This is a genomic window from Bacteroides sp. MSK.20.12 (assembly GCF_019052435.1).
Classification (GTDB): domain Bacteria; phylum Bacteroidota; class Bacteroidia; order Bacteroidales; family Bacteroidaceae; genus Bacteroides; species Bacteroides xylanisolvens.
This window is the reverse complement of record NZ_JAHQVH010000019.1, coordinates 25880-41212: the sequence shown is the minus strand read 5'-3', so window position 1 is coordinate 41212 and position 15333 is coordinate 25880. Positions and strand designations below refer to the sequence as shown.

The window sequence follows — 15333 nt, the reverse complement described above, 5'->3', positions numbered from 1 at the left end:
TACGATGAAATAATACATTTTACACACCTCTGTGATAGATTGAGGCTTAATGTATTATTAGAGCAGGTCTACCCATTGCTCATTGCTTAATATAGGCAATGACTCACTGTCGGCAACAAATGTTTCTGCCAGTTTTCGTTTCTCATCTTGCAGATGCAGAATCTTTTCCTCGATACTGTTTTGTGTAATGAAGCGATAGGCAATCACTTGCTTATCCTGACCGATACGATGGGCACGGGCGATGGCTTGCGATTCGGCGGCAGGATTCCACCAGGGATCTATGATGAATACATAGTCGGCTTGTGTAAGATTGAGCCCCACACCCCCTGCTTTTAGTGAAATAAGGAATGCCTGAACATCTTTTTGCTCGGTGAAATGGGCGATTTCGGAGGGCCGGTTGTTGGTTGCTCCTGTTAATAGGGCATATTTCCAGCCTCGTTCTCGGAAAGCTTCAGCCAAGACCTCCAGATGTCTGACGAATGAAGAGAAAATTAGGACTTTGTGTCCTTCGCTTTGTAATGTATCGAATGTTTCGATTATCTGTGCGGTTTTTCCGGATGTTCCGGTATAATCAGGAAGAATGAGTTGCGGATGACAAGAGAGTTGTCGTAAACGCAAAATGCCATTTAGTACACTAAACGAATGGAGCCTGTTCGTACTTTGAGAGTGCTGGAGAAGTATGTTTCGCAGGCTGTTTTTCTCCTGTTCGTAACACGTGTTCTGCTCTTCAGTCATGTCGCAGTAGATTGTTTCTTCGGTAAGTTCAGGAAGTTCCGGAGCTACCTCTTTCTTGCTTCTGCGGAGGATGAATGGGGCAGTCAGTTGTTGCAACTGCACTCCTACGCGTTCGTTTCCCTGGCGAATCGGCATTATGAACTGCTTTTGGAAAGCACTTTCCGTGCCCAGTAAGTCCGGTTGTATAAAATGAAATTGAGCCCACAGGTCCTTTAATGAGTTTTCGATAGGAGTACCTGTCAGTGCGAGTCGGTGTTTGCTTTGCAGTTGAATTGCCGACCGGAAGGTGAGCGATTCGCTATTCTTGATATTCTGGCTTTCATCGAGCACAACGTATTCGAAACGGTAGGAAGAGAGTATATCAATGTTATTTCTCATCATGCCATACGTAGTAAAGATCAAGTGAAAATGACCGAAGAATTTTTCCGGACGTTTCTTGTCTATAGCCACGGTGTTGTTGTATTCCATCATTGAGAGCCCTGTGAAGCGCTTGGCTTCCCGTCGCCAGTTGTGAAGTAGCGATGTGGGGACTACAATTAGGGTAGCGGGTTGTTTGGGAGCGGATGGCTTATATATGTACTGTAGCAGGGTAAGAGTCTGAAGCGTCTTCCCGAGTCCCATGTCATCTGCCAGGCATCCGCCAAATCCTTGTTTATGGAGGTGTACCATCCACGAGAATCCTTTCTGCTGATAGGGGCGTAACGTTGCTTTAAGCGTTCTTGGTACGGCAACGTTATGTATTTGCTGCTTCGCGGGGAATTTTTTCACTCCATCCTCACCCAAAGCTGTCTGTACGGCACCTATAAATGCATGTTTCAACCGAATTCCTTTTTCTGTTTGTACTCCCATCTCCAGTAAGTTCGCATATTTGCTGAACCACTCTTCAGGCAGGAGAATCATACGCCCGTCAGGTAGCAGATATTCCCGCTTTTCTTCGAGGATATGTTTGCGGAAACGTGAAAAAGGAATGCGTAGATTACCGATAACAACAGTGATGTGCAGTTCAAACCAGTCAACCTCATCGTCGCAGCTTTGCTCGATGCGTATCTCATCCAGACAATACAACGCATTCCCTACATTACTGGTAAGGTGAAAGGATTGCTGCAACATCTCCCGATGATTGTTGATCCATTCGACAATTGTCTTTTCCGGAGCTTTGGCAGATAGTTGGAAGTGTGTGGCATTGAGTTGTTGCAGACCGGCATTCGTTAAGAGTTGGACTGCTTGTTCTTCCACTGTAATATTACGCCGGAAAAAGCCGATTTCACCGGATGTTTTCCGATAAATGATTTTCTTCATTTCATTAGCACTATCTGGTGCAAATGTCTGGTCTCCATAGCGGAAGACAAGTTGCAATGCTTGTCCGTTGTATGTGGCATCTTCGAATGAGAGAACAGCCTCACAGGCACATTCTTCTTCAGTAATATTCAAACCGTGAGTCTCGATATCGTGATAACGCGCAATTGGAATAACGATGTTGTCTATGTATTTTTCAATCTGTAAAGCGTCTACGCTAATCGATCTTTTCTTTGTGAAAGGTAAGATACGTGCGCTTTCAATGTGCGGAAAGAAATATAACTCCATTCCCAATAATAGAGTGGCCGGCGAGGAGGTCAGTACAACTACCGGTTTTAACTCACTCAAAGAGAACGGTTGCCCTTCATAATAACACTGCAATTGATAACGGAACGTTTTACTATCAACATGAAACGTTACGCGAATTTCTACGTCGTGAGGGTTGATATGATAAATATGATGGGCGTATAAGATTTTGCTACCGGCTTGTTTCTGATAAAAAGGCAGTCCGTTTTCCCGTATCAACGCCAGCATCTCCAACAGCTTCTTTTCGATAAACGGGCGAATGTTATTTTTAATTCGTTCCGGATCTTCGGATAGCTTATGTAGAAAGCGTGATACTGTTTTTTCACGGGAGTAGAGACCCATCAGATACTTTTCTGTATAGTATGAAGCGATATCGATAGCTTGTCTTTCCGCTTCGCTCATTATGCTCATAGCTTCCGGAGAGGCGTGAAACGCTTGCTCCACTAATTGCAAGGTGCCATCGTTCAGCCTTTCCGCAATATACGGAATCAGTAATATGCCGAGTATCGGATGCTCTGTGAAAACGATTATAACTTGTCCGTTAGTTGGTCTCTCTTTCATTCTCTTTTAGGCTTTAACTGACAAAGATACGGGAAAATACTTAATTTTGCAGCATGATAGAGGAAAACAAACGCGTATTGCTTGGGATGAGTGGCGGTACAGATAGCTCTGTTGCTGCTATGCGATTGCTGGAAGCCGGTTATGAAGTAATCGGGGTAACCTTCCGTTTTTATGAATTGAATGGTTCGACAGAATACCTGGAAGATGCCCGTAATTTGGCAGAACGTTTAGGAATACGGCATATAACATACGATGCCCGTGAGATATTTGCCCAGCAGATTATTGAATATTTTGTGCAGGAATACCTGGCAGGACGTACTCCGGTTCCCTGTACCTTGTGCAATAATTATCTGAAATGGCCTTTACTTGCTAAGATTGCCGATGAAATGGGAATTTTTTATATTGCTACCGGACACTATGCGCAGAATATACAACTAAATGAAACCTTTTATATAACATACGCCGCCGATTCAGATAAGGATCAAACCTTCTTCTTATGGGGATTGAAACAGGATATTCTTAATAGGATGCTGTTGCCGATGGGCGATATTACGAAAGCTGAAGCCCGTGCCTGGGCTGCTGAACATGGTTTTCGAAAGGTGGCAACCAAAAAGGATAGTATTGGTGTCTGTTTTTGCCCGATGGACTATCGGACCTTTTTAAAAGACTGGTTGGTCAGAAATGGTCAGATGTCGGTCAGTAATAGTGAGGCATCAATCAACAATAGTCAGACATCGGGCAGCGATAAACAGACTTGGTCTGACAGAATCAGAAGAGGAAGATTTGTCGATGAAAAGGGGAATTTTATTGCCTGGCATGAGGGCTATCCCTTTTATACTATTGGGCAGAGACGCGGTTTGGGCATTCATCTGAATCGTCCTGTATTTGTGAAAGAGATTGATCCTGAAAATAATGAAGTAATGTTGGCTTCTCTTTCATCGTTGGAAAAAACAGAAATGTGGTTGAAAGATTGGAATCTTGTAAATCAGGAGCGTACTTTAGGACGCTCTGACATAATTGTGAAGATACGCTATCGCAAGCAGGAAAACCATGGTACGATTACCGTCACATCGGATCATTTACTGCACGTGCAGCTTCATGAACCATTAACAGCCATTGCTCCCGGACAGGCTGCTGCATTCTATGGAGACGGATTGCTACTAGGAGGAGGAATCATAGTCAATGCCCGTTAATCTTACATATTGGGAAGATGAACGCTCTGACGCAAGTTTTTTAAAACAAAACTTAGCTTGCTAATCGATATAACTAAGGCACGGATTACACGAATTACATGGATAAGTTTATTCTCTTTCCTTGTTTATTCGTGTAATCCGTGCCTGAAAGAAATCGGAGAGTTGTTTTGACGCTCTCTCCTTATACAAGTAACCTCTGTAATGGAAAAAAAACTTGTAGTGGTTATGTTTTGGTTTTTGGTTATTCTTCCGGATGAGCGCTATTATTCAGCACCAGCATTGCTTCTATATATTCGCGTGTATTGCTTAATCTGGGTACTTTGTGTTGTCCTCCCAGTTTTCCTTTCTGTGCCAGCCAGTCATGGAACAATCCCTGACGCGCAACGATCACTTCCAATGGTTGCAAAGCAATATCTTTCCATCGTTTGGCTTCATAGTCAGAGTTAACCTCTTTCAATGTAGCGTCAAGTATCGCGGCGAACTTTTCTACGGAATCCGGCATTTTGGCAAATTCTATCAGCCACTGGTGCCTGCATTTTGCGTTCTCATCCATAAACACCGGCGCCGCAGAGTATTCGCAAATTTGTGCTCCGGTTTCGGCGCAAGCCTTTGCCAATCCTTTTTCAGCATTATCGACAATCAGCTCTTCACCAAATGCATTGATGAAATGCTTCGTTCTTCCCGTGATGACAAACTTATAGGGATTCTTGCTGGTAAACTTCACAGTATCACCAATCATGTATCTCCACAAACCACAGGAAGTAGAAATAACCATTGCATAGTTCTTGTTGAGCTCGACTTCTTCAAGACAATAAGCCCGTGGATTTTCTTTTCCCACTTCCTCCAACGGAACAAATTCGTAGAAAATTCCATAGTCGATCATTAATAACATGGCAGGATCGGAAAGGTCGTTCTGGGTTCCGAAATATCCTTCCGAAGCATTGTAGGTCTCTACATAATGCATTTTAGGTGTTGTAATCACCTGTTTATATTGCTCACGATACGGTGTGAAAGCCACTCCGCCATGGAAGAAAACTTCCAGATTGGGCCATACTTCTTCCAGTGCCTGCTTTCCTGTCTTTTCAAGGATACGTTTGATAAGTACCAGCATCCACGACGGCACACCGGATAGGCTTGTCACATTTACCGGAATAGTGCTGTTGGCGATTGCTTCTATCTTGGTTTCCCATTCGCTCATCAATGCAATTTTCTTGCTTGGTACGCGAATGAAATTGATAAGCGGATTTACGTTTTGAATCAGAATAGCGGATAAATCTCCTACTAAACTATGATTGGAATTGAGGTTCGGGCTATGGCTCCCTCCTAGAATCAGTCCCTTGCCGGAGAAAAAATGGCTATCCGGATTGATGCGGAAATAAAGAGCTGCTGCGTCTTTTCCTCCTCTGTAATGAATATCTTCCAGCGCTTCCTTGCTGACAGGAAGGAATTTACTTTTATCATTAGTCGTTCCGGAAGATTTTGCAAACCAGCGTATCTCCGATGGCCAAAGCAGATTCTGTTCCCCAGCTCGCAAACGTTCTACATAAGGCTTAATTTCTTCGTATGTCTGGATAGGAACACGTTTACGGAAATCTTCATAGTTACGGATAGAGGAATAATCGTACTTTCTTCCCCATTCTGTTTGAGCGGCCTGGCGTGTTAAGCGGCTTAACACACGATGCTGTATCTCACTAGCCTGACTAGCATATAGGTCTATCTGTTTTAAACGGGAATCGAAAGTCTTACTAATAATTTTTGTAATATTCATTTCTGCTTTAACATAATAATGTTTAGTCGTGCAAAAGTAACTTATTTATCTTTTTTTTCTATCTTTACGACGGAAATAATCGTTAAAAATTGACGACTTCCATATAAATCCCGAGTTTTAGACTAAAAAATGCGACAATGAGAATTGGAATCTTAACATCCGGCGGGGACTGTCCCGGTATTAATGCCACGATTCGTGGCGTGTGCAAAACTGCCATCAATTATTACGGGATGGAAGTAGTAGGTATTCACAGCGGTTTTCAGGGCTTGCTGACTAAAGATGTCGAATCTATTACAGACAAGTCGCTCTCCGGTTTGCTCAATCTGGGTGGAACGATGTTAGGGACCTCTCGTGAGAAGCCTTTCAAAAAAGGAGGCGTTGTCTCTGATGTTGACAAACCGTCTTTAATCCTTCAGAATATCCGGGAAATGGAACTCGACTGTGTCGTTTGTATCGGCGGAAATGGAACACAGAAGACAGCGGCGAAGTTTGCTGCGATGGGAGTGAATATCGTATCTGTTCCTAAAACCATTGATAATGATATTTGGGGCACAGATATTTCTTTCGGTTTCGACTCGGCAGTAAGTATTGCTACCGATGCCATCGACCGTTTACATTCCACCGCAAGTTCTCACAAAAGGGTGATGGTGATTGAAGTGATGGGGCACAAGGCGGGTTGGATTGCCTTGTATTCCGGTATGGCAGGAGGAGGGGATGTGATTCTTCTCCCTGAAATTGCTTATGACATTAAAAATATTGGTAATACGATTCTGGAAAGACTGAAAAAGGGCAAGCCTTATTCTATTGTAGTGGTAGCAGAAGGTATTAGGACAGACGGGCGCAAACGGGCTGCTGAATATATTGCGCAGGAGATTGAATATGAAACTGGTATAGAAACTCGCGAAACAGTTCTGGGGTATATTCAGCGTGGTGGTTCGCCTACTCCTTTCGACCGCAATCTTTCTACCCGTATGGGCGGCCACGCGACAGAATTGATCGCCAAGGGTGAATTCGGGCGTATGGTAGCTTTAAAAGGAGACGATATTGCATCTATCCCTCTTGAAGAAGTTGCAGGAAAACTGAAATTAGTTACTGAAGATCACGATTTGGTGATTCAGGGGCGTCGCATGGGGATTTGCTTTGGCTAGTCTCCTCGGCTTCCATAGTAGGTTGTACCGTAGAAATTTCATTATCGGAGGTGTTTTCTTCTAAAACATTCTCCAGTTTTGTCTCGGGAATTACATTCAGTTCGGCTTCAAGTTCATTCTCAAATTCAGTTGACAATTCAGTTTCAGAGTTAGTTGCAAGTTCAAACTCCGGTTCTGTTGTAGTTGCTGAATGTTGTGCTTTGATCTCTTCGACAGTTGACATAAATACGGGTTCCTTTACTTTCTTTATAGCCATTTGGGCAGCATTCTGTTGAGACTCTTTCTTGGAATATCCCGTACCTGTTCCTGCCGGAAGTCCTTCAATGCGTACTTCGGTTTGGAAGACAGGGTTGCTGTCGTGATCGAGAAATTGCTCGATTAACTCAAAGGAAACCTCCATCTTATTTTTTTGGCTCCACTCAATAAGTTTGGATTTGAAGTTAACCTCTTTTCGGGATATTTTATCCAGGTCGATATAACGGTTGATGATCCGTTGCTCCATAAACTGTTTGCAGCGTTCATACCCCTGATCCAGATAAATAGCTCCGATAAATGCCTCAAAAGCATTTCCGTACATATAACTGTTGTGAGAAGAAGAGCGGGTGGAATACTTTATGAGTTTATCCAAGCCGATTTCAACGGCCAACTTATTCAAAGTCTCCCGTTGTACGATCTTAGAACGTGTGTTGGTCAGGAAACCTTCCCGTTTCCCTTCAAAACGTTTATAGACAATATCTCCTACGATGGCGTCGAGGATGGCGTCACCTAAAAACTCCAGCCGTTCATTGTTGAGGGGACGTCCCTTGTCGGAGCGGACAGAAGTTGATTTGTGCAGGAGAGCCTGCTCATAAAGTTGGATATTGCGCGGGTAGAACCCGAGTATCCGGTAAAAACAAAGATAAGACTCTCTATCCTTGCGGAACAAGAGCCTTATCTTATCTATTTCGTTACGTAACACGATATTACTCTGCGTATTTCTTGAAGATAACGCACGCATTGTGACCACCAAATCCAAATGTATTGGACAAGGCAACATTAACTTCGCGTTTCTGTGCTTTATTGAACGTGAAATTAAGGTTATAGTCGATATTCTCGTCGTTGTCACCTTCTTCGTGGTTGATAGTCGGAGGAACAATGCCGTTCTTGATAGCAAGGATACTTGCAATAGATTCTACCGCACCGGCAGCTCCCAGCAAGTGACCTGTCATTGATTTTGTTGAACTGATGTTCAACTCGAACGCATGATCACCGAATACTTCCTTGATTGCTTTTGCTTCTGAAATATCACCAACCGGAGTAGATGTACCGTGTACATTGATATAATCTACTTCTTTCGGATCCATTTCCGCATCTTCCAGTGCATTTTTCATCACCAATTTCGCTCCCAGACCTTCTGGATGAGAAGCTGTCAGGTGATGTGCATCTGCAGACATACCTACACCGGCAACTTCTGCATAGATTTTTGCACCGCGAGCTTTAGCGTGTTCCAGTTCTTCCAGGATCAGGCAACCGCCACCTTCGCCCATAACGAAACCATCACGGCTTGCGCTAAACGGACGTGAAGCTTTAGAAGCTTCGTCGTTGCGTGTTGACAGTGCGTGCATAGCGTTGAAACCGCCCACACCTGCCGGGAAGATAGCTGCTTCCGAACCACCGGATACAATTACGTTTGCTTTACCCAGACGAATCAGGTTGAAGGCATCTGCAATAGCGTTGGTTGAAGTAGCACATGCTGAACAAGTCGCGTAGTTAGGACCATGGAAACCATACATGATAGAAATCTGTCCGGCTGCAATATCCGAAATCATCTTTGGAATGAAGAACGGATTAAACTTCGGACCCATTTCCTGACGAGTGTAGTAGTTGCCTACCTCTTCTTCAAATGTATGTATACCACCAATACCGGCGCCGAAAATAACACCGATTTTGTTCAAGTCTTCTTTCTCGACATCAAGACCGGAATCACTCACCGCTTCTTTGGCAACAGCGATGGCATATTGAGTATACAGGTCCATCTTTCTTGCTTCTTTGCGGTCTATGTATTTCGTTGCATCGAAGTCTTTCACTTCGCATGCGAATTGGGTCTTGAATAACGACGCATCAAAATGAGTAATAGGCCCTGCTCCACTAACCCCGTTCACAAGGTTTTCCCAAAATTCGGGAACGCTATTGCCAACGGGAGTAATGGCGCCAAGGCCTGTTACTACCACTCTTTTTAATTCCATATTGATGAAATCGAATTACTTAGCGTGTTCTTCGATATAAGATACAGCATCACCTACAGTACCAATCTTTTCTGCTTGGTCATCAGGAATAGAGATACCGAATTCTTTTTCGAATTCCATGATAAGTTCTACAGTGTCAAGAGAATCTGCTCCCAGGTCGTTAGTGAAGCTTGCTTCGGTTGTAACTTCTGATTCTTCTACGCCTAATTTATCAACGATAATCGCTTTTACTCTTGATGCAATTTCAGACATAACTTTAAGTTTTTAATTAATAATTAGTTTTATTTCTTTAAATTTGCGGTGCAAAGGAATGAATATTTATCGTTTTGCGCAAATATTTGACTAAATAAATGCAAAGTTTTGCACATTTTTCACTGTTTTGTGCATCGAAATTGAGGGTTATGAAGAAAAACATCGCAATTTTTGCTTCCGGTTCCGGTTCAAATGCCGAGAATATTATCCGGTATTTCCAAAAAAACGATTCCGTTCAGGTTTCGTTGGTACTTTCTAATAAAAGTGATGCATACGTTTTGGAACGTGCGCATCGTTTGGGAGTGCCCTGTAACGTGTTTCCAAAGGAGGACTGGATAGCCGGAGATGAAATTTTGGCTATTTTGCAGGAGTACCGCATCGACTTTGTCGTACTGGCTGGCTTTCTGGTTCGTGTGCCTGACTTGCTTTTGCATGCTTATCCCGATAAAATTATAAATATACATCCTGCTCTTCTGCCGAAGTTCGGAGGCAAAGGAATGTATGGTGACCGGGTTCATGAAGCGGTAGTGGCTGCCGGTGAAAAGGAAAGCGGTATCACTATACATTATATAAATGAGCATTATGACGAAGGAAATGCAATCTTCCAGGCTACCTGTCCTGTTCTTCCGACAGATTCTCCGGATGATGTAGCCAAGAAAGTGCATGCCTTGGAATATGAATACTTCCCGCAAGTCATAGAACAAGTATTAAGAAATAAGTATTAATTAAGTATTACTCCATGCAGATAATCGTTTGACGGAATTTCATGAAGTTCTCGGTCGCTACGGTTAATACTTAATACTTATTTCTTAATACTTGATTAAATAAGCTGTCTCTTCTCGCCGCAAAGGATAATCCCCGCGTAAGGTTTCGAATTGTTCCGGTTGATTTTTCAATCGGGTGCTATCTTCGACTGGATTATATATTTGGAGGATTGCTTCTTCATGGTTTTTGGCATGTATGATAGGAGAGGCGGGTGTCGGTGCGTTTATTTTATAATCAGCTTCTATTTGGAAGAATTTGCAAATGGCATCCAGTGACATGCGTGTGGCGTTTGCTTTTCCATCGGCAGAGTAACCCGCAATGTGGGGAGTGCCAATAAATACTTTATCCAGTAACTCACGGTTAATTTCCGGTTCATGTTCCCATACATCAATGATGGCATCTAAAATGATCCGGCTGTCTAGGGCTTTTAAAAGAGCATTGGTGTCAATGACCTCTCCTCGGGAGGTATTAATGATAACCGGTTTTCGTTTGAGTGACTGGAAGAAGTTCTCATCTGCCAAGTGGAAGGTTTTATATTTCCCTTCCTTATATAAAGGTACGTGAAAGGTAATGATATCACATTCTTCTGCTATTTTACTTAGTGAAGCGAACTGCTCTGTTCCTTCTTTTTCCTCCCGTGGCAAATCATTCAGTAAAACGCGCATGCCAAAATCCCGGGCAACTTTAGCTACTTTACTCCCTACGTTTCCCACTCCTATGATTCCAATCGTCAGTTCGTTTAACTTTTTGTTTCTGCAAGATTTCCACACCAGAAGCGATGACTGTATATATTGGGCGACAGAAGCAGAATTGCATCCCGGAGCATTTGTCCATTCTATGCCTGCCTGTTTGCAATACTCTGTATCAATGTGATCGAAACCTATGGTTGCCGTTGCTATGAATTTCACTCGACTACCTTCCAATAAATTCCGGTTGCAGTGTGTGCGGGTACGGACGATAAGTGCGTCTGCATCCCGTACGAGCTCCGGAGTAAAATCTTTCCCCGGTACATAAACCACCTCATCGGCTATTCTCTGAATCGCCTCTTTTATAAATGGTATTTTATTGTCGATAATAATTTTCATATACAATTCATCTTTAATACCCACAAAGGTAACAAATAAAAAAGTAAGAAACGGTTGCTTGTCTGAAAAATATTACATAGATTTGCCCTATTATATATCTATTAGCTAGTTAAGATTATGACATTTAGTAACCTTTGCAACGAGATTTTTTGGAAATCGACAACAGATTACCATGTAACGGATAGTGTGGATGCTCCGATGAACAATCCTTACGAGTTGAAAACTATTGAGTATTATTTATATCTAAAGAACTGGATTGATGCTGTGCAATGGCATTTTGAGGATATTATCCGTGACCCGCAGATTGATCCGGTAGAAGCATTGGCTTTGAAAAGAAGAATTGATAAATCAAATCAGGATCGTACAGACTTGGTGGAACTAATTGATAGCTACTTCTTAGACAAATACAAAGAAGTAAAACCTCTTTCTGACGCAACGATCAATACGGAAAGTCCTGCATGGGCTATTGACCGCTTGTCAATTCTTGCATTGAAAATTTACCACATGCAGCAGGAAGTGGAACGTACGGATACTACAGAGGAACACCGTCTTCAATGTCAGACTAAGCTGAATATCCTGCTAGAACAACGTAAAGACCTCTCTGCGGCTATTGAGCAGTTATTGGCTGATATCGAAGCCGGGAGAAAATATATGAAAGTATATAAACAGATGAAAATGTATAATGACCCGGCATTGAATCCGGTGCTTTATGCAAAAAAATAACGAATGGCGCGTATTCTCATTATTCGTTTTTCAGCTCTTGGCGATGTAGCCATGACAATACCGGTAATACATTCGCTGGCTGTGCAATACCCGCAGCACGAAATAACAGTGTTAAGTCGTGCTGTATGGCAGCCGCTCTTTCAGGGGCTGCCTACGAATGTAGGTTTTGTCGGAGCTGACTTAACAGGTAAACATAAGGGGCTTTGGGGCTTGAATAGCCTCTATTCGGAGTTGAAAGCGATGCATTTTGATTACATTGCTGATTTTCATCATGTGCTTCGTTCCAAATATTTATGTCTGCGATTCCGTCTTGCCAATAAACCGGTAGCTTCCATATGTAAGGGAAGGGCCGGTAAAAAGAAACTGGTTCGTCGTCACGATAAGGTGATGGAGAATCAGAAGAGTTCTTTTCGCCGTTATGCCGATGTGCTTGAGAAGCTAGGTTTACCGGTTTTATTAAATTTCTCTTCTATTTATGGCGAAGGAAAAGGCAATTTTGCGGAGATAGAGCCAGTCACAGGACCTAAGGAAGGTCAGAAATGGATTGGTATAGCCCCTTTTGCCAAACACAGAGGTAAGATTTATCCGTTAGAGTTGCAGGAGCAGGTTATAGCACATTTTGCGGCTAACCCACAAGTGAAAGTTTTTCTTTTTGGAGGTGGTAAAAGCGAGCAGGAAGTGTTTGACGCATGGATTGCTAAATATCCTTCTGTTGTTTCAATGATCGGTAAACTGAATATGCGTACCGAGCTGAATCTGATGAGCCATTTGGATGTGATGCTTTCAATGGATTCTGCTAATATGCATTTGGCGTCCTTGGTCAATATTCCGGTTGTTTCTATTTGGGGGGCCACTCATCCTTATGCCGGTTTTATGGGCTGGAAGCAATTGCCGGTTAATACCGTGCAACTTGATTTGTCATGCCGGCCCTGCTCTGTATATGGACAGAAGCCTTGTTGGCGTGGTGATTATGCCTGTTTAAGAGATATAAAGCCGGAACAGGTTATTGCAAAAATAGAAGGGATTGTAGGTTGATATTCGCAGGAATTCAATTTAGTTGTTTTTGAGCCGAAAGAGCGTAGAATCAAATAATGATGGAAAAAGAGATACAACGAAAGAAAAAGGTACTGATAGATCTTACGAATTATGGTAGTCTAACAGCTGGTTTCGGACAGATTGCGGCCAACTATGCGGCCGCTTTTTCGTCTATGCCGATAGAGGATCTTCATTTTGTATATTTGTTGAGACAGAAATATATGCAGGAATTTGGCCCGAATGTGACCTCTGTTCCGGTACGTCGTATCAATAAGTTTTTCCCTTTTACCCTTCCTAAAGTAGATGTATGGCATGCGGTGAATCAGCAGCGGAAGTTGTTGCGTATTGCCGGTGGTACAAAGTTTATCTTTACTATACATGACTTTAATTTCTTAACGGAGAAAAAGCCTTGGAAGGCTAAAATGTATCTTCGTCGGATGCAGAATAAGGTCAATAAGGCAGCAGTAGTCACAACGATTTCTCATTATGTCGCAGATGTCATTCGTCAACATATAGATTTGAAGGGGAAAGAGATCCGGGTCATCTATAATGGGGTGGAGAGGATCGATATGTTGGAAGGAACCCAGCCGTCTTTTGCGACGGGACGTCCTTTCTTTTTTACGATTGGACAGATCCGTAGGAAAAAGAATTTCCATCTCTTGGTTGACGTAATGCGCCATTTCCCGGAATATGATTTGTATATTTGTGGAGATGCCCATTTCGCTTATGCTGAAGAAGTGCGTAATCTGATTCGTGAGAAGCAAGTCACTAATGTGTTTTTGACAGATGTAATCACTCAAAGTGAAAAGATATGGTTGTATCGGAACTGTGAGGCGTTCCTGTTTCCTAGTGAAGGAGAAGGTTTTGGACTCCCTGTGGTGGAAGCTATGCAGTTTGGAAAGGCTGTATTTGCAGCTAATCGCACTAGTTTGCCGGAAGTTTGTAATGGACACGCCATCATGTGGGAGCATTTGGATACAGAATCTATGGTGCAAAGTATCCGGGAGCATTTGCCTGATTTCTATAAAGATGAGGAACGCTTGGCCAGAATGAAAGAACATGCAGCTTCATTCAGTTATGAGAAGCATATACAAGCTTATCTTGATTTATATCACGAGTTAGCCCAATTGTCTTAATGTCGAAGTTAATTGATTGTATACCTTTTCCGGGGTAATTAATGCGAAACGTTCTTCATAAGTTAATGTTGCTTGTTGTTCCGGCGGAAGAATATCGTCGGGACTAATACCTCGGGCAAGTACGGAATTTGTAGGTAACCACATTGATTTATAGGCGCTTGGCGAATAAATAGCGAATGAAGGAATTTCGAGGGCTTGCGCAATGTGTCGGGCTCCTCCTTCGTTTCCGAAATAAAACGAGCAGTTGGCGCAAAGTGCTGCCAGTTGTCGTAATGAAGAGGCTTGTATATCAATCTTGATGCGTTCCGGACATCCCAATTCCTTGTAGATATTTCTTGCATCTTCTTCTTCATACCCCGGTGCATAGTTGAAGATCATTTGTATGTCCTTGTATTCTTCCAATATTCTTTTAAGTGTGGTTATCATAAACTCCGTATTCCATTTTTTATGGAGGAGCTTGGTGGTGACTCCTATTAGGAATACAGGGCGCGCGAAATCTATCCCCTCCTTTTCCATATAATATCGAAAGTCTTTTTTCTCCTGGTCAGTGAGGTATAACCTGAATTCTTTTGTATATTGAATAGGCTTGATTTTCTCTAATGGCGCTGCAAGCAATAGGTTGCGTTCTACCATATCAGTTGTTAGACTATTGCTGTAAGTGTCTGTCCGATAATTTAATAGAAAACGTGTGTATCCCTTGATACGCCCTATCCGGAAAGGGGTTTTTAATGAAAAAAGAGAGAAAAAAAGAGTCCGGATCGTAGAACGCATATCGATGATGACATCGTATTTGTTTTGATGCGTCACTTGCCATACTTTTTTTATATAAGCAGTGAATGGTTTATTCTCATTCTTGTCAAATGTAATAACCTTATCTATGTCCGGGTGACCCTCATAGAGCGATGCTATATTTTTATTCAGCACAAAGTGTATTTCTGCATCGGGAAAACTTTTTTTCAGCGTACTGCACAATGCAACAGCCAGAATAGAGTCCCCTATTTGTCTAAATCGAATAATCAGAATTTTTTTGATTGGTTTCATGCTTGACTTCTTTATGCTTTTTATCGTGCAAACATAGCTAAAAAAAAGCATTTATGTCTAAATA

General features: G+C 42.5%; 13 protein-coding genes. 6 read left to right on the top strand and 7 right to left on the bottom strand.

Translation table 11 applies throughout. The features are described 5' to 3' along the window. Window positions 1-57 precede the first annotated feature (57 nt). On the bottom strand, window positions 58-2898 hold the full coding sequence (locus KTR06_RS11805) for a DEAD/DEAH box helicase (RefSeq protein ID WP_074705756.1): 2841 nt from the start codon (window positions 2896-2898) through the stop codon (window positions 58-60). A 53-nt stretch (window positions 2899-2951) separates the two neighbouring features. Between KTR06_RS11805 and mnmA the strand changes: the two genes are divergently transcribed. Next, on the top strand, window positions 2952-4091 hold the full coding sequence (gene mnmA, locus KTR06_RS11800; protein ID WP_074705758.1) for a tRNA 2-thiouridine(34) synthase MnmA: 1140 nt from the start codon (window positions 2952-2954) through the stop codon (window positions 4089-4091). A gap of 241 nt (window positions 4092-4332) precedes the next feature. Here mnmA and KTR06_RS11795 read toward each other — a convergent pair whose 3' ends face one another. After that, window positions 4333-5859 carry a GH3 auxin-responsive promoter family protein gene (locus KTR06_RS11795; protein ID WP_015532109.1) on the bottom strand — a complete coding sequence of 509 codons (1527 nt, stop codon included), beginning with the start codon at window positions 5857-5859 and terminating at the stop codon, window positions 4333-4335. A gap of 137 nt (window positions 5860-5996) precedes the next feature. Here KTR06_RS11795 and KTR06_RS11790 point away from each other — a divergent pair, with 137 nt between their 5' ends. Next, on the top strand, window positions 5997-7007 hold the full coding sequence (locus tag KTR06_RS11790; RefSeq protein WP_004315551.1) for an ATP-dependent 6-phosphofructokinase: 1011 nt from the start codon (window positions 5997-5999) through the stop codon (window positions 7005-7007). On the opposite strand, the gene rnc is transcribed toward KTR06_RS11790, so the two are convergent. The 3 genes from rnc to KTR06_RS11775 are packed head-to-tail and all read right to left on the bottom strand — an operon-like array spanning window position 6949 to window position 9484. Beyond that, window positions 6949-8004 carry a ribonuclease III gene (gene rnc / locus KTR06_RS11785; protein ID WP_055235806.1) on the bottom strand — a complete coding sequence of 352 codons (1056 nt, stop codon included), beginning with the start codon at window positions 8002-8004 and terminating at the stop codon, window positions 6949-6951. The two genes, KTR06_RS11790 and rnc, sit on opposite strands and share 59 nt — an antisense overlap. Then, window positions 7970-9232 carry a beta-ketoacyl-ACP synthase II gene (gene fabF, locus KTR06_RS11780; protein ID WP_008024013.1) on the bottom strand — a complete coding sequence of 421 codons (1263 nt, stop codon included), beginning with the start codon at window positions 9230-9232 and terminating at the stop codon, window positions 7970-7972. The genes rnc and fabF overlap by 35 nt, the downstream gene beginning before the upstream one ends. 15 nt (window positions 9233-9247) lie before the next feature. Further along, entirely contained in the window at window positions 9248-9484 is a 237-nt protein-coding gene (locus KTR06_RS11775; protein WP_002558672.1) for an acyl carrier protein, read from the bottom strand. A gap of 98 nt (window positions 9485-9582) precedes the next feature. Between KTR06_RS11775 and purN the strand changes: the two genes are divergently transcribed. After that, window positions 9583-10209, top strand: coding sequence for a phosphoribosylglycinamide formyltransferase (gene purN / locus KTR06_RS11770; protein WP_008024015.1), 627 nt, complete (start codon window positions 9583-9585; stop codon window positions 10207-10209). Window positions 10210-10293: 84 nt separating this feature from the next. Here purN and pdxB read toward each other — a convergent pair whose 3' ends face one another. Next, entirely contained in the window at window positions 10294-11334 is a 1041-nt protein-coding gene (gene pdxB / locus KTR06_RS11765) for a 4-phosphoerythronate dehydrogenase PdxB (protein WP_074705794.1), read from the bottom strand. A 117-nt stretch (window positions 11335-11451) separates the two neighbouring features. On the opposite strand from pdxB, the gene KTR06_RS11760 reads away from it, so the two are divergent. The 3 genes from KTR06_RS11760 to KTR06_RS11750 are packed head-to-tail and all read left to right on the top strand — an operon-like array spanning window position 11452 to window position 14228. Beyond that, window positions 11452-12057, top strand: coding sequence for a DUF4254 domain-containing protein (locus KTR06_RS11760; RefSeq protein WP_004315555.1), 606 nt, complete (start codon window positions 11452-11454; stop codon window positions 12055-12057). A 3-nt stretch (window positions 12058-12060) separates the two neighbouring features. After that, window positions 12061-13092, top strand: a complete 1032-nt coding sequence (locus KTR06_RS11755) for a glycosyltransferase family 9 protein (protein WP_009039118.1) — start codon at window positions 12061-12063, stop codon at window positions 13090-13092. 59 nt (window positions 13093-13151) lie between these two features. Further along, window positions 13152-14228 (top strand): glycosyltransferase family 1 protein, encoded by a 1077-nt coding sequence (locus KTR06_RS11750; protein ID WP_032851058.1) that lies wholly within the window; start codon window positions 13152-13154, stop codon window positions 14226-14228. Here the strand turns inward: KTR06_RS11750 and KTR06_RS11745 are convergent. Continuing rightward, entirely contained in the window at window positions 14211-15269 is a 1059-nt protein-coding gene (locus KTR06_RS11745) for a glycosyltransferase family 9 protein (protein ID WP_074705762.1), read from the bottom strand. The two genes, KTR06_RS11750 and KTR06_RS11745, sit on opposite strands and share 18 nt — an antisense overlap. Window positions 15270-15333: the final 64 nt, after the last annotated feature.

What these genes read in the sequence shown, in the direction of transcription:
- KTR06_RS11805 (WP_074705756.1), bottom strand. Translation starts at nt 2,898, where the DNA reads ATGAAAGAGAGACCAACTAACGGACAAGTTATAATCGTTTTCACAGAG.
- mnmA (WP_074705758.1), top strand. Translation starts at nt 2,952, where the DNA reads ATGATAGAGGAAAACAAACGCGTATTGCTTGGGATGAGTGGCGGTACA.
- KTR06_RS11795 (WP_015532109.1), bottom strand. Translation starts at nt 5,859, where the DNA reads ATGAATATTACAAAAATTATTAGTAAGACTTTCGATTCCCGTTTAAAA.
- KTR06_RS11790 (WP_004315551.1), top strand. Translation starts at nt 5,997, where the DNA reads ATGAGAATTGGAATCTTAACATCCGGCGGGGACTGTCCCGGTATTAAT.
- rnc (WP_055235806.1), bottom strand. Translation starts at nt 8,004, where the DNA reads ATGCGTGCGTTATCTTCAAGAAATACGCAGAGTAATATCGTGTTACGT.
- fabF (WP_008024013.1), bottom strand. Translation starts at nt 9,232, where the DNA reads ATGGAATTAAAAAGAGTGGTAGTAACAGGCCTTGGCGCCATTACTCCC.
- KTR06_RS11775 (WP_002558672.1), bottom strand. Translation starts at nt 9,484, where the DNA reads ATGTCTGAAATTGCATCAAGAGTAAAAGCGATTATCGTTGATAAATTA.
- purN (WP_008024015.1), top strand. Translation starts at nt 9,583, where the DNA reads ATGCAAAGTTTTGCACATTTTTCACTGTTTTGTGCATCGAAATTGAGG.
- pdxB (WP_074705794.1), bottom strand. Translation starts at nt 11,334, where the DNA reads ATGAAAATTATTATCGACAATAAAATACCATTTATAAAAGAGGCGATT.
- KTR06_RS11760 (WP_004315555.1), top strand. Translation starts at nt 11,452, where the DNA reads ATGACATTTAGTAACCTTTGCAACGAGATTTTTTGGAAATCGACAACA.
- KTR06_RS11755 (WP_009039118.1), top strand. Translation starts at nt 12,061, where the DNA reads ATGGCGCGTATTCTCATTATTCGTTTTTCAGCTCTTGGCGATGTAGCC.
- KTR06_RS11750 (WP_032851058.1), top strand. Translation starts at nt 13,152, where the DNA reads ATGGAAAAAGAGATACAACGAAAGAAAAAGGTACTGATAGATCTTACG.
- KTR06_RS11745 (WP_074705762.1), bottom strand. Translation starts at nt 15,269, where the DNA reads ATGAAACCAATCAAAAAAATTCTGATTATTCGATTTAGACAAATAGGG.